The sequence below is a fragment of the Pseudoalteromonas rhizosphaerae genome, from assembly GCF_902498845.1.
Classification (GTDB): Bacteria; Pseudomonadota; Gammaproteobacteria; order Enterobacterales; family Alteromonadaceae; genus Pseudoalteromonas; species Pseudoalteromonas rhizosphaerae.
Window position 1 is genome coordinate 108,543 of record NZ_CABVLM010000008.1, and the last position, 13,549, is coordinate 122,091.

The 13,549-nt window shown below is 38.7% G+C and carries 13 protein-coding genes; 4 read left to right on the top strand and 9 right to left on the bottom strand.

Annotation, left to right across the window (positions count from 1 at the left end):
* Nucleotides 1-211 precede the first annotated feature (211 nt).
* Entirely contained in the window at nt 212-1,156 is a 945-nt protein-coding gene (locus tag PSR9079_RS13650; protein ID WP_149982077.1) for a sensor domain-containing diguanylate cyclase, read from the bottom strand.
* Nucleotides 1,157-1,336: 180 nt separating this feature from the next.
* Complete coding sequence (locus PSR9079_RS13655) at nt 1,337-4,222, bottom strand: M16 family metallopeptidase (protein ID WP_149982078.1); 2,886 nt, start codon at nt 4,220-4,222, stop codon at nt 1,337-1,339.
* A gap of 247 nt (nt 4,223-4,469) precedes the next feature.
* Here PSR9079_RS13655 and PSR9079_RS13660 point away from each other — a divergent pair, with 247 nt between their 5' ends.
* The 3 genes from PSR9079_RS13660 (at nt 4,470) to PSR9079_RS13670 (ending at nt 6,829) form a co-directional block, all read left to right on the top strand.
* Nucleotides 4,470-5,426: a methylenetetrahydrofolate reductase gene (locus PSR9079_RS13660; RefSeq protein WP_145235486.1), complete on the top strand. Its 957-nt coding sequence runs from the start codon at nt 4,470-4,472 to the stop codon at nt 5,424-5,426.
* A 240-nt stretch (nt 5,427-5,666) separates the two neighbouring features.
* Nucleotides 5,667-6,164 (top strand): hypothetical protein, encoded by a 498-nt coding sequence (locus tag PSR9079_RS13665; RefSeq protein ID WP_064665912.1) that lies wholly within the window; start codon nt 5,667-5,669, stop codon nt 6,162-6,164.
* Nucleotides 6,161-6,829, top strand: coding sequence for a hypothetical protein (locus PSR9079_RS13670; protein ID WP_149982079.1), 669 nt, complete (start codon nt 6,161-6,163; stop codon nt 6,827-6,829). Before PSR9079_RS13665 ends, PSR9079_RS13670 begins: the two co-directional genes overlap by 4 nt.
* A 198-nt stretch (nt 6,830-7,027) precedes the next feature.
* Here PSR9079_RS13670 and PSR9079_RS13675 read toward each other — a convergent pair whose 3' ends face one another.
* The 7 genes from PSR9079_RS13675 to rplU all read right to left on the bottom strand — a co-directional run bounded on the left by PSR9079_RS13675 (nt 7,028) and on the right by rplU (nt 12,115).
* Entirely contained in the window at nt 7,028-8,275 is a 1,248-nt protein-coding gene (locus PSR9079_RS13675) for a DEAD/DEAH box helicase (protein WP_149982080.1), read from the bottom strand.
* A gap of 97 nt (nt 8,276-8,372) precedes the next feature.
* Nucleotides 8,373-9,074 (bottom strand): DUF3581 domain-containing protein, encoded by a 702-nt coding sequence (locus PSR9079_RS13680; protein ID WP_149982081.1) that lies wholly within the window; start codon nt 9,072-9,074, stop codon nt 8,373-8,375.
* A 137-nt stretch (nt 9,075-9,211) separates the two neighbouring features.
* Nucleotides 9,212-9,589, bottom strand: coding sequence for a DUF3718 domain-containing protein (locus PSR9079_RS13685; protein ID WP_145235479.1), 378 nt, complete (start codon nt 9,587-9,589; stop codon nt 9,212-9,214).
* Nucleotides 9,590-9,668: 79 nt separating this feature from the next.
* Nucleotides 9,669-10,148 (bottom strand): type 3 dihydrofolate reductase, encoded by a 480-nt coding sequence (folA, locus tag PSR9079_RS13690; RefSeq protein WP_404688085.1) that lies wholly within the window; start codon nt 10,146-10,148, stop codon nt 9,669-9,671.
* A gap of 85 nt (nt 10,149-10,233) precedes the next feature.
* Entirely contained in the window at nt 10,234-11,388 is a 1,155-nt protein-coding gene (gene cgtA, locus PSR9079_RS13695) for an Obg family GTPase CgtA (RefSeq protein ID WP_149982083.1), read from the bottom strand.
* 141 nt (nt 11,389-11,529) lie between these two features.
* The gene (gene rpmA, locus PSR9079_RS13700) at nt 11,530-11,787 is read right to left on the bottom strand and encodes a 50S ribosomal protein L27 (protein WP_064665557.1); all 258 of its coding nucleotides are present in this window, start codon (nt 11,785-11,787) and stop codon (nt 11,530-11,532) included.
* Between the two features lie 16 nt (nt 11,788-11,803).
* Nucleotides 11,804-12,115: a 50S ribosomal protein L21 gene (gene rplU, locus PSR9079_RS13705; RefSeq protein ID WP_006794538.1), complete on the bottom strand. Its 312-nt coding sequence runs from the start codon at nt 12,113-12,115 to the stop codon at nt 11,804-11,806.
* Between the two features lie 422 nt (nt 12,116-12,537).
* Between rplU and ispB the strand changes: the two genes are divergently transcribed.
* Nucleotides 12,538-13,509: an octaprenyl diphosphate synthase gene (gene ispB / locus PSR9079_RS13710; RefSeq protein ID WP_149982084.1), complete on the top strand. Its 972-nt coding sequence runs from the start codon at nt 12,538-12,540 to the stop codon at nt 13,507-13,509.
* The last annotated feature ends 40 nt before the right edge of the window (nt 13,510-13,549 follow it).

Sequence of the window (13,549 nt, forward strand, 5' to 3'; positions counted from 1 at the left end):
GATGAGTTGGTAAGTAAAAACCGTAGTAATAAAGTACAAAGTGAGCATATATTTTAGTTTGCAGTAAATACTTACATCGTTGAATTTACAATGAGAAATATACTGAAATGTAGACTTACATGTTCGTTTTTTATTCTGTGCATTGGTTTTTGTAAAATAACTTCAACTATTAATCGACTACCAGTATGAACAAAGTAACCACTACCGATAATTAATGAACTTGGTTATCGCTAGTACAACTTTCATCTACCGCCAACATGCCATCGCGGCCAGAATATTTCACTTCATAAAGTAAGGAGTCAGCCTTTTCAATTAATTTTGTTGGGCTGCTATTAGCTGTAGGTATCAGTGTGACTAAGCCAATACTAACAGTTAAAATATTTTTCGCATTTGCGCCATTATTACTAATTTTTAAGTGGGCTAATTCACTTTTAAAGCGCTTCAGCAGCACGGTGGCTTCATCGAATTTAATATTACCAAGCACCAGTGCAAACTCTTCACCACCAAAACGTGCACATAAATCGCTGGTTCTGCGTGAAAATGAGTTCAGCAACTTTGCAACTTGCTGTAAACACTCGTCCCCGACTAGATGCCCTGCGCTATCATTAAGCATTTTAAAGTGATCAAGATCTATCATTGCAAATGACAATGGCAAAGAGAGTCGCTGACATCGATTCCACTCTTCGAGTAAGAAGTCATCTAAACAACGTCTATTCGCTATTTGTGTTAAACCATCAATACGAGCTAACTTATGTACTTGCTGCTCAGCCAATATGCGTTCGGTAATATTTAAATGACTGATCACAATGAAGCGTTGCTCTTTGATTTGCAATGGCACAACGCGCATCATAAACCAGCGAGGCTCAGTATCACTGTTACATGGATACTCCAAATAAAATTCATCTTGCTGTTTTGTGATAACACTTTTAATCCCTTTTAGTGCGGTATATGCATATTCATCATCTTTGGCTGCAAGTTCACAAACCCGAAGATAATTTTGGCTATACCAATCTAAGTTGCATGAGCCGTTATTTTGATTTCCAAACGCTCGCCAGCTTTGATTAATGTACTGAATATCTCCGGACTCATTTATCACAACAATATGTTCTGAAACAGTGTCCAGTATCAGCTTTAGAAACTCTTTAGTTTCAAACACATTAACTCCAAGATTATATTAGCAATTACTTGCCCAGCGATAGAATGTAGCATTTCTCTCTATCCCCAGCTACTTAAACAGCTAAGTTATACTAAGCAACAATAAAGTTACTATTTACTAACAACATAAAAAAGCCCGCATATTAATAATATGCGGGCTTTGAACCTTTAGACTAATTATTTATTGAAATATTTTATCTACAGCAAGTACTTCAATATTTTTCGCTGGTATTGCCAGTTTGTAATCAGCGATTACTTTATCCTCAGCAACTAATTCAGCTGGTTTCTCTGCATTATATACCATAGGGGATGTTTGCTCTGACGCTAGGCGCTTTTGCATATCTTTTCCGTCGCCGGTGATAAACACATACTGAATATCATCCGTTTGTAAGTTCTCTTTTATGACACGATTTACATCAGCTACTGTCAGTTTTTCAAGCTTGTTCGTTACATACTTTACGAAAGTATCGGTGTTGTAAAACTCACTATCTAGTGCATATCCTAATTGACGGTTTTGGCTTGCTACCATTTGCGGCACAAAGTTAATTAAGAAGTTACGCGTTGCGTCAAAGTCTTTTTCTGTCATGCCATTTTTGATTAACTTATCAAGTTCAAATAAAGCGGTACGCGTTGCAAAGTGAGCGTCATTGTTCGAGCGCAGCGGGCGAAGCCATACTTGAAATATTTGCTCAGAGCGGCCTAAGTTTGCGTCAGGCTTAGTCTGGAACATACCTCGTGGAAAATACTCAATATACGCGTAATCGCCGTAGTTCATACCGCGAGTTTGACGAATGCGCTCATAAAGATATGAGTTTGAACTGCGGTGCTCACCAAAGTATGAGCGAACTAACCACAGTGCCGTCCAGTCTTCACCGCTACGAATGGTATCAATTGGGAAGCCAAACGATACCGCAGTCGATTGCGCTGATTTTTCTACAATTGTAGCGTGATGACCTTTTAGCGCTGGTGCATCAGGAATCGATAAACGACTTTGCTGACCTTTAGGCAAAGCACTTAAATCGCTAAACATGGTTGCTTTAAGTGATTCAGGTACTGCGCCAATTAAACCGACAGTTAGTTTAGCTTGAGTAAATTCTTTCGCATAAAACGCTTTCACGTCATCAAGTGTTAATGCTTCTAAATCAGATAGATCACCGTAGTTATAGCTCTCATATGGGTGACCTTGATACAGCTTATGATAAAGCACTTCTTTACCTAGCTCTTCGTCATTTGAGGCTTTTAGGCCAGATTTTATGCCGTCGATGAGCTCTTTCTTAAGGCGTTTAAAGTCATCTTCTCTAAAGCCAGGATTTAGTAACTGCTCACTAACCAGTGCATACCATTGTGCAGCGTTATCTTTATGGACACGCCCTTGTAGCGAAATCATTTCTTTATCTATCTGATAACCAAAGCTACCTGCCAATGGATAAAGTGCCTGTTTAATGTCGTTGTAGCTCTTCGCCTGTGAACCACCTTGAGCAAGCATGGCCGCAGTGAGTGCAGCTACGCCTTTTTGACCTTTAGGATCAGCCGCAGCACCGGTATGGAATAACCAGTTAATATCAATCAATGGCGAACTATTGGTTTTATCTAGCACTTTAAAATGACGCTGTTGCACTGTGTGCTTGCTAGCAACAAGGCTATTTAAATCCACTTCTTGCTCAAAGTCTGCCACTTTGTCAAGCGCTGACATAGTCACGGTAGTACGGCTACTATCGACAAAGTATTTATTAGCAATATCTTGAATATCTTGTGCGCTGATGCTGTCAGCCGTTGCATATAATTGATTGACGACTTCTGGGTCGCGTTCAAAATGCATGTAACTGGCAAGAGTTGAACCTATAGCTTGTGAGGAGTCTAGGCCGTTAATAAAGCTGTATTTAAGATTGGATTTTAAATCAGCTAACTTTTGGCTATCAACCAACTCAGTGCGAGCTTTTGCGTAGGTGCTATTAATTGCATCACGAGCAACCGCTAAATCAGCCTCATTTTCAACTTTCACAAAAACATGTAATAAGCCGGGATCTTTGGTATCAGGGTTATAGCTAAACATTTGGCTAGCAATTTGTTTATCAACCACTAACTCTTGGTAAAGCTCTGAGTTGGTTGAAAAATAAAGCTGTGACAGTAAATCAAGCGCGGCTCTGTCTTTTTGCTTTGGCTGCCAGGCTGTGCCTTTATAAGATACTAATAACCAATGCCCTGGTAAGCCTTCGTTTTGTTCATGTATATATTTCGCCGCTTGCTGTTTTGGTTCGGTTGGTATATCAGCAACGAAATCGCCTTTTTGCCATTGGCCCCAGTGTTTTTTAACCATAGCCATAGTTTCAGCTGGATCAACATCGCCTACAATCACTAATGACACATATTCAGGTTTATAAAACTTAGCAAAAAACTCTTTACCGTATGCCATTTGATCCGGCATGGCTTCAATATCTGCAAAAAAGCCCATGGTGGTATGTTTATAAGTATGTTTTTCGAATGCTTCATTACGTACTGCAGAAAGTAACTTACGAACCGGGCTGGCATTATTTTTAAGGTATTCACCTTTAACTGTTAATGCTTCGGTACGAAATTGCTCTTCTGAATAAGTCAGGTTTTGAAAAATATCCGCTTCAATTTCAAGTACTTTATCAAGATGTTGCTTTGAAAAGTTTAAGTGGTAGTTAGTGTAATCATTGGTTGTATAAGCGCGATTATCAACCCCAGAATTTTTTAGAATATCAGAATACACATCTTGCGGATATTTTTCAGAGCCTTTAAACATCATATGTTCAAAAAAGTGTGCAAAACCGGTTTTACCTGCTTCGACTTCATTACGAGAACCGACAGACACTGGAATTTGTAGTGATACCACATCAGGGTAATCAGTTTTCACCACCATAACGCGTAAGCCGTTATCAAGCTCTTCTAATAAATAATCTTGTGAGAACACCCGATCATTACTACTGGCAACCGTTGACTGCTCAATCTCAACCTCTTTGACCATGTTTGAGCCGCTGTTACTTGCACAGCCGCCCAGTGCAAGCGTTATCGCAAGGCTGGTTGCTAATAATTTAAATTTCATTGCTATCCCTTGTTAGTTGAATAAATTTCTTGTTTTTAGTCATCCGATTATGCAACAAAGCAAGTCAATATAAGACCCCTGAGGCAATTAATTATGTAAACAGTTGTGTAACACAGAACTCTTCATTCAGAGCAACATGAATAAAACTCACCTTCGTTGAAAAAGTTTCACTAAAAAAATCTATCTAGACGTCTAAATGGCTGCTATATTATTTGCCATAGACACTAACTTAGCTGGAATGAGGATTATGGCTTTATCACTACAAGAGAAAATTGAAGACACCAATCAGGGTGTGTACTTAATTGGTACCACCCCACCACGTATTGGTACTGATAAAGCGCAGCTTGAAATTATCGCCCAAAAGCTCTTAGCTCGTTTGCATGAAATTGAATACGATGGCGTGATTATTTATGACATCCAAGATGAAAGTAGTCGCACTGAGATGCCTCGCCCTTTTCCGTTCAAGCAAACAGTAGATCCTCGAGAATACAGTAACTTACTACGTAATTTATCGCATCAAGAAGTGATCACTTATAAAAGTGTTGCACAGCGCGGTGTGGCCGAATTTAAACAGTGGTTAAGCGAAACTAAAAACCAGTTTAATTTAAAAAACCTAGTATTAGTCGGTAGTCCATCATCTGACGGGGATATTAAATTAAGCCTGCCTGATGCTTATAAAGTCTTAAGCGAACAGCCTCAAGACTTCTTTTTAGGAGGCGTTACCATTGCCGAGCGCCACGCAAGTAAACGTAATGAACATGAACGCTTACTTGAAAAAACCACGCAAGGCTGTAAATTTTTTATCTCACAAGCTGTGTATAACGCGCAAGCAACCGTGGATTTGATCACCAGTTATGCGCGCAGCTGTAAAGCTCAAGGTATCGAACCTAAACGTATTATTCTAACCTTTACGCCCTGCGGCAGTGAAAAAACCTTAGAGTTTATGCAATGGTTAGGAATTTCCGTACCTGATGCAACTAAATGGCGGATGCTTGATTCGCAAAACCCACTGAGTGAATCTGTACGTATTTGCCGTGAAAACTTAGATTTAATACTAAGAAGTTGCGCGCATTTAGACGTGCCACTGGGGTTAAATATTGAAAGTTTAACCAACCGTAAAGAAGAAATTGATGCATCAATTAATCTTTACCGCTTATTAAAAGCGACAATGGAATTAAATCTTGCTGAAAAACAGATTGCTTAATAGAGTTAAACTTGAGCCTGCCCATTATTTTTAAGTGAACTAGTGTTCATGATTGTTGTTTTTTTAGGTAATTTTAAGTATTCTTGTATGCTAATTAGGTAATACTATTAAAAGGAATTTTAAATGCCATTAAATCCACAGGTGAAATAAGAAGTAATTAAAAACATTATAAAATATGAGAAAAAAATTAATCACTTTTATCTAGACTCTCAGGGCTATGTAACCACAGGCGTAGGTCATATGATAAAAAACAAACAAGCTGCAACCCTGCTCCCAATGAATAAAGTAGTTAACAATCAACCGGGTCCTCCTGCAACTCCTCTAGAAAAGCAAAAAGAATTTGAAACAATAGCTAAACAAAAAAGAAATTATAAAGCTGAATGGTATAAGCAATTTACTACACTCATAATTAAAGATGTAGAAATTACACGCCAACTAGACAAACATATGGATTCTTTTTACAGAGAGCTTTCTACTCTATATAAAAAGTCTAATGGTTATTATGATGATTTTGATAAATTAGACAAAAATATACAAGTCGCATTATTTGATATGATTTTTAACTTAGGTGCAGTAAAAATTGTCACGAAGTTTACTGAGTTTGATAAAGCAATCAAAACTGGAGATTGGATTAAAGCAGCTAAAGAAAGCTATCGTCCTCAACTCAGCGCAGAAAGAAATAACTACGTAAGAGCAAAGCTATCTGCGGCTAACAGCATAAAGGTAACGACACCGTGAAAAACTTATCATTAGTATTATCGATATTTATCTGTGTTAGCTACTCAAAATTATCTGCTAATGAAATAAAACCTAAATTATTTACTAATTATTTTACAGGTTTAGAATCTGAAATTGTGATGGATTACCAGAGCATTAAATTAAATTATGATTTAACTTTACGTTCAGAGAAGAATGTACACTTTTCTACCTGTAAACAAGTAGAAGAAACCGCTTCTGATGATATAGCAGTGAGCGAATTTCATTTGTTACAGATGTTGAAAGCGAACTGTGCCGCATTAAAACAGTACTCCCAAGCTAAAAGTTCAAACGTCAGTTATTTACAGGAAATTCTTGATAAAAAGGATATTAGCAATCTTCCTGCTACAGCTTCCCCTTATGTTAATAAACATGATAAAAGCCAAAGGCGAGGTAAAACACTAAGTGAATACCATAAAAAGTTTAATACATCATTGGACATTAGTGGAGCAATAAAGGTTGAGACAGAAACAGATCAGATGTTTTACTACGTTGTTGCCACAGGCGATTTCAATGCTGATAAAGTTCAAGACGCATTAGTTCGTATTGACTGGCAGGTAATTGATGCATTTGGTAAAGGGTTTAAGCTTATTATGGTTACGAAAAAATCCGCAGATAAACCATATGAAATAACTACACTAAATTGAAGTAAGAACCTTTAGCTGCGATTTTAATTTAAAAATTTATCTTTTTAGAGGGCACTCTAGCTTAGTAAAGTTATATCGCGCTTTATTATTAATACTATTGACTACTGAATTTAGCATATAAAACAATAAAGCTACGGCGCTCGTTTTAGCGCCGTGCTAGAGCTTTACTGACAGCTGATAACTAAAAACTGAAAGCTTTTATTTACGGCGTCTACTAGGTGCTCTTTGCCCTGTAATACGTTTTTTATCTCGGTCTTTTCGCGACTTATTAGAGTTTTTGCGATTATCTTTGGGCTTTTTATTTGGATCCGGTTCATAGCCCGCTAACCACTGCGGCGTTAGACGAGTATCAAGCAACACTTCAATTTCTTCAAGTAACCACTGCTCGTCAAGGCTGACTAATGACATCGCTAAGCCTTGCTCGCCAGCGCGCCCAGTGCGGCCAATACGGTGGACATAATCTTCAGCTATATAGGGTAATTCAAAATTAATCACATACTTTAACGACGCTATGTCTAGACCCCGAGCTGCAACATCGGTTGCCACGAGTACACGAGTGGTACCTTCTTTAAAATCTTGCAGTGCTCTATCACGTGCACCTTGAGATTTATCACCATGAATTGACTGTGTTTTTAAGCCATCTTTACACATTTCTTTGGCGAGTTGATCGGCCATTTGCTTTGTGCGAGTAAAGATCAGTACTTGGCGCCAGTTTTTCATGCCAATCATGTGCGAGACAAGCTCACGTTTACGGTCTTCATCAACCGCGTAAATGATTTGCTCAACTTCTACAGCCGCAGAATTACGTTTATTGACTTCAACAAGTTTTGGATCTTTTAATAACTTTTTACTCAGTTCAAATACACTATCGTCAAAGGTCGCTGAAAATAGTAAGGTCTGACGATCACTGGGAACATGGCGCAATATACGTTTAATTTCGTCAATAAAGCCCATATCAAGCATACGGTCTGCTTCATCAAACACCAGTGAATCAACACTAGATAGTTTAATGCTGCCTTTGATTATGTGATCCAGCAATCGCCCTGGCGTTGCCACTACAACTTGTGCATCTTTCATGGCTTTAATTTGCGGGCCAATACTGGCACCACCATAAGCAAGCGCGCCTTTAATATCAGTACCTTGCGCGTATTTTTCAAAGCTAGCAAAGACTTGCTGAGCAAGCTCTCGAGTTGGTGTCAAAATAAGTACTCGAGCAGTACCTGGCTCATCTTTACTTGGTGTATTAAGTAATTTATGTAACAGAGGTAATACAAAAGCAGCTGTTTTACCTGTTCCTGTTTGTGCACTCCCCATAACATCATGACCAGCTAAAATCAGCGGAATAGTTTTTAGCTGTATCGCCGTAGGGGTATGATATTGATTTTGTTCAAGTGCATTAAGCAGTATAGGATCGAGTTTTAACTCAGAGAAAGTAGTCGCAGACATAAGTTTAGCTTTGTGTAACAAATAATGGCGTTATTGTACGCCCAAAGCGAATAACAAAAAAGGCGCTTTGCGGCGCCTTTTTAAGCTTGCTAAATGTTCAAGCTGGTTTGAGGGTTTCTTTACGCTGGTTATAGAAGGTAATTAAATCATCCACCGTATCTTGGCAATATTGTTGAATACCTGATACCAACATGTGCTTTTCACCACAGCCGACTTTTACACCATTTTCTAACAAGTTAAAGCGCAAAGTGATTTTCCCACGCTTGCCTGTATATTCAAAACTCGGCTCTGCGTATTCTAACGTCGGTGCATGGATCTCTAATGTATCGAGATTAATCAACATTGACTCATAGATAATCATAGGGCGAGCTGGGTTGATCATGACATCTTGTTTGCCCATAAGTGGAATAATAACATGCGGAAAAGTTGTACCTGAAAACTCAACATAATTTTTTATTAGACTATCGGTGAGTGTTTGGCACTGGCTAGTTTTACCTTCGCGCTTAACCTTCAGCATGACTTTATCGCCACTGGTAATATCAAACTCATCTGCGCCCTCAGGGAAGTTGAGTTTGGTATTCTCATCAACCATGCCGGCAAAGGTAAATTCCATTTTTTCACTGATGCCATAACGACTTAATACCAATGAAAATAATAAATCTCCAGGCACACAAAAACGTTTTGCATCTTTATCATGAAGTGGATTGTAATCATCAGCAACGCACTTTGCGAAACGACACCCTTGTTCACGAGAAATAGAGACATAATCAGCATGTTGCTGATAAAAAGGACTTAACATAGTTGTTCACTGCTTAAACTGCTTATAACCTGCCTATTCTACCAGATAAAATTACAATAGAGGTCGAATCTGTTAAACTTTTGTTTCAGATACAAAAAAGCCGCGATATCGCGGCTTTTTTAATGATTTATTATAACTTATAAACCAGCACGTTCTTTAATTGCTGGTATTAATGCAGAACCGCCATGACCATTTGCTTCGGCCCATGCTATATCTGCTCCATCTTCTAAAGAGCTTTTAGATAAGTTTTTCACAATATATTCACCGGTATCTACGGCATTACTGGCAACTGCATGACGTAGCAAGTTAAGACCATTACATTGTACTGCATCATAAATATTACGAATTTTTACACGTGAGCTTTTTAACTTATCACGTAAACGGTTTTTATCGTCCGCAGCTATGTATTCACAGATTGAAACAGCTAACTGATCATCCGCTTTTACTGGCGCGCTAAAAGCAACAGAACCAGAAATAACAGCTGCAGCAATAACGAGTGTTGATAATTTTATCATTGTAGACCCTTGTGTAATACTTTATAACTACCTTAGTTGTTTAATATTGTATCAACCTATAAGCCTAACCGCAATAATGTTACTTAACTTTATCTAATGTGACAAATTTATAACCATAAATATTGTTATCATCCGGTTGATTATACAGCTCTTCTACAACTTGCCAGTTTGCTGATTGTTCGTAATCAGGAAACTGTGTATCTCCTGCAACATCAAGATCAATAAACGTTAAATAAAGTGTATCGGCACTTTTTAAAAATTGTTGATAGACATTTCCGCCACCAATCACCATTACTTCATCAGACTCACACACCAATGAAATAGCGGCCTCTGGGGATGCTACAACATCAATTCCAGCTGCAGTGTAGTCAGTGTTTCGGCTAATAACAATGTTGCGTCGACCAGGTAAAGGGCGACCAATTGACTCAAATGTTTTGCGCCCCATAATTACTGGTTTATTCATAGTAACCGCTTTAAAATGCTGTAAATCAGCAGGTAAATGCCATGGCATATTATTATCTTGGCCAATCACTCTATTTTTAGCCATAGCTGCAATCATTGAAATCTTCACATTAAAACCTAATACTTTTTTATTAAACAAGAAAAAAGGAGCACCAGCTCCTTTTAAAATAATTTACTTTAGTCTAACGCTCATAGACAACTTCAACGTCATAATCGTCATCATCCCAACTATCCCAGTCGTCGTCATCATTCTTCTTAGTGGCATCTTTATGATAAGTATCCCATTTGAATTCAACTTCTTCATCTTCAATTGGCACAAATTTTTCTTTTGGCATGCTATCGAGTAGCGTCATGATGTTATGAATTAATGGTTGAGTATTTAGCTTATTAATTGCAGAAATATGATAAATATTTTCAGTCTCGCCTAACTCTTCAGCAATTTGCTCACATAGCGCCTGAGCTTCATCTTCAGGTAATAAGTCTATTTTATTAAATACTAACCAACGTGGTTTTTCAGCAAGCTTAGGACTGTACTGGTGCAACTCATTGATGATTGCAAATGCATTATCTACTGGGTTTGAACCATCGACAGGCATTACATCGATAATATGCAGTAATACACGGCAACGCTCTAAATGTTTCAAGAAGCGAATACCCAAGCCAGCGCCATCAGAGGCACCTTCGATTAACCCTGGGATATCTGCAATAACAAATGATTTATTTGCTTCTGGACGTACCACACCTAAATTTGGAATCAGCGTAGTAAATGGGTAATCAGCTACTTTTGGTTTCGCTGCCGATACACTACGAATAAAAGTAGACTTACCTGCATTTGGCAAACCTAATAAACCAACATCAGCTAATAATAATAGCTCTAGTTTAAGGTTACGTACTTCACCTGGTGTGCCCAATGTTTTTTGACGAGGCGCTCGGTTAGTACTTGATTTAAAACGCGCATTCCCCAAGCCGTGGAAACCGCCTTTTGCAACCAAAATTCTTTGACCATGTTGAGTTAAATCACCAAGACCTTCTTGGGTATCAACATCCATGATCCGAGTACCTACAGGCACCATCACATATAAGTCATCAGCCTTTTTACCGGTACAGTTACGACTGCGGCCATTAGTACCACGTTCAGCTCTATGAAAACGCTCAAACTGATAATCGATAAGGGTATTTAAGTTTTCATCAGCTTGTAGATAAACACTACCACCATCTCCACCGTCACCGCCGTCTGGTCCACCATCTGGGACATATTTTTCACGACGGAAAGATACGATGCCGCTGCCACCGTCTCCAGCTTCTGCGCGAATTTCTACTTCATCTACAAACTTCATGATTACTCACTTTAGGGATTGGCTTGTTAATTTCACTATTATATACCTAAGCCAAGCTGATTGCAGGCTTGGCTTAGGTATATATTTATTTTCAAAACAAAAAACCCCGCAAAGGCGGGGTTTTTTAAGAACCGATTCTGATTACTCAGATACGATGCTTACGTATTTACGGTTTAAAGGACCTTTTTGTTCAAACTGAACTTTACCATCTGCTTTTGCGAAGATAGTGTGGTCTTTACCGATACCTACGTTTGTGCCAGCATGGAATTTAGTTCCACGTTGACGAACAATGATGCTACCCGCTAGAACTGATTCGCCACCAAAACGCTTAACACCAAGGCGTTTGCTTTCTGAATCGCGACCGTTACGAGTACTACCAGCTGCTTTTTTATGTGCCATTTCTAAGTACCTCTAATTAAGCGCTAATGCCAGTGATTTTAACTTCTGTGAACCATTGACGATGGCCCATTTGCTTACGAGAATGCTTACGGCGTCTAAATTTAACAACCTTAATCTTCTCACCGCGACCATGTGAAACAACCTCAGCTGTTATTTTACCACCGTTTACGAACGGTACACCGATCTCGATTTTCTCACCATCAGCAACTAAAAGTACTGAATCAAATTCAACTGCTGCACCAGTCTCAACGTCTAATTTCTCAAGACGAATTGTTTGACCTTCAGTCACACGGTGCTGTTTACCACCACTTTGGAAAACCGCGTACATAATTAACTCCGTCTGTGCGCCCTCAAATCGACGCAACTAAAATATTATTCAATAGGGCGCGAAGTTTACGCTAATGTGCAAAAACTAGCAAGCCTGTTTTATTAATTAAATGAATAAAAAATAGCTGCATTGAAGGCGATTCAATATTTTCACCTATTTTATATTAAATTGGCATTATGCCAAGCCTTTTTAGCGTTTCATGACAAATAAATTACACCACGAACAAACACGCGCTAAGAATAAAAAACAACCATGTTGAATTACCGTAAATTTTCTCAAATAAAAAAGTTATCTTTCCAAATTAAGGCTAAATTAAGCTGCTTAACCGTGTTTTTTCAGTGAATCGTCACAAACTGTCGAGCAAAGCTGTTTTTTGTTGTACAATCAGCCCCGTATACCCATTAAAATTGGCTCGGAGATCAATGGATATAAAAGCTATCCAGGCGTTAATCGAAAACGATATGAATGACGTCAATCAACTAATTTACGCGCAAATGCGCTCTGATGTAGCATTAGTCAATCAACTAGGCTTATATATAGTAAACAGCGGCGGCAAGCGTGTTCGCCCTATGTTGGCTATTTTAGCGGCTAAAGCACTTGGCTATGAAGGCAAAGATCATGTTACTTTAGCAACTATTGTTGAATTTATTCACACAGCTACATTACTGCATGATGATGTCGTTGATGAATCAAATTTACGCAGAGGAACACCGACGGCAAATGCTGAGTTTGGTAATGCAGCCAGCGTACTTGTTGGTGACTTTATCTACACCCGCTCATTTCAGCTAATGGTTGGTATTGGTAAAATGCAAGTTATGCAAATACTCGCTGATGCAACCAACGTGATTGCCGAAGGTGAAGTACTGCAATTAATGAACTGTAACGACCCTGATACCACCGAAGATAGCTACATGCAGGTGATTTACTCTAAAACAGCTAAATTATTTGAAGCTGCAACAGGCCTTGCTGCGATTATTACCGAAAAAGACGACTCTATGCTGCAAGCGCTTAATCTTTACGGTATGCATTTAGGAACCGCTTTTCAATTAGTGGATGACGTGCTTGATTACAATGCTGATGCTGAGCAGTTAGGTAAAAACATCGGTGATGATCTGGCCGAAGGCAAACCTACCCTGCCACTACTTTATGCTATGCGCCACGGTAATGCTGAGCAAGTACAGTTGATCCGTGATGCCATTGAGCACAGTAATGGTATGGACCACTTAGAAGCGATTCTAAGTGCCCTCAATGAAACCAAAGCACTTGAGTTTACGATGAATAAAGCCAACGAAGAAGCTGATAAAGCGATTGCGTGTTTATCTGTATTAGATGAATCACCGTATAAAGAAGCACTCGTTAGCTTGGCTCGTATTGCCGTTGATCGTAATCACTAATAAATACCTAATGTATAAAAATCCTTCGAGCATAAAAAAG

What these genes read in the sequence shown, in the direction of transcription:
- folA (WP_404688085.1), bottom strand. Translation starts at nt 10,148, where the DNA reads ATGATTGCAGCTATGGCTAAAAATAGAGTGATTGGCCAAGATAATAAT.
- PSR9079_RS13685 (WP_145235479.1), bottom strand. Translation starts at nt 9,589, where the DNA reads ATGATAAAATTATCAACACTCGTTATTGCTGCAGCTGTTATTTCTGGT.
- PSR9079_RS13675 (WP_149982080.1), bottom strand. Translation starts at nt 8,275, where the DNA reads ATGTCTGCGACTACTTTCTCTGAGTTAAAACTCGATCCTATACTGCTT.
- PSR9079_RS13655 (WP_149982078.1), bottom strand. Translation starts at nt 4,222, where the DNA reads ATGAAATTTAAATTATTAGCAACCAGCCTTGCGATAACGCTTGCACTG.
- PSR9079_RS13665 (WP_064665912.1), top strand. Translation starts at nt 5,667, where the DNA reads ATGATAAAAAACAAACAAGCTGCAACCCTGCTCCCAATGAATAAAGTA.
- rpmA (WP_064665557.1), bottom strand. Translation starts at nt 11,787, where the DNA reads ATGGCACATAAAAAAGCAGCTGGTAGTACTCGTAACGGTCGCGATTCA.
- PSR9079_RS13680 (WP_149982081.1), bottom strand. Translation starts at nt 9,074, where the DNA reads ATGTTAAGTCCTTTTTATCAGCAACATGCTGATTATGTCTCTATTTCT.
- PSR9079_RS13660 (WP_145235486.1), top strand. Translation starts at nt 4,470, where the DNA reads ATGGCTTTATCACTACAAGAGAAAATTGAAGACACCAATCAGGGTGTG.
- cgtA (WP_149982083.1), bottom strand. Translation starts at nt 11,388, where the DNA reads ATGAAGTTTGTAGATGAAGTAGAAATTCGCGCAGAAGCTGGAGACGGT.
- rplU (WP_006794538.1), bottom strand. Translation starts at nt 12,115, where the DNA reads ATGTACGCGGTTTTCCAAAGTGGTGGTAAACAGCACCGTGTGACTGAA.
- ispB (WP_149982084.1), top strand. Translation starts at nt 12,538, where the DNA reads ATGGATATAAAAGCTATCCAGGCGTTAATCGAAAACGATATGAATGAC.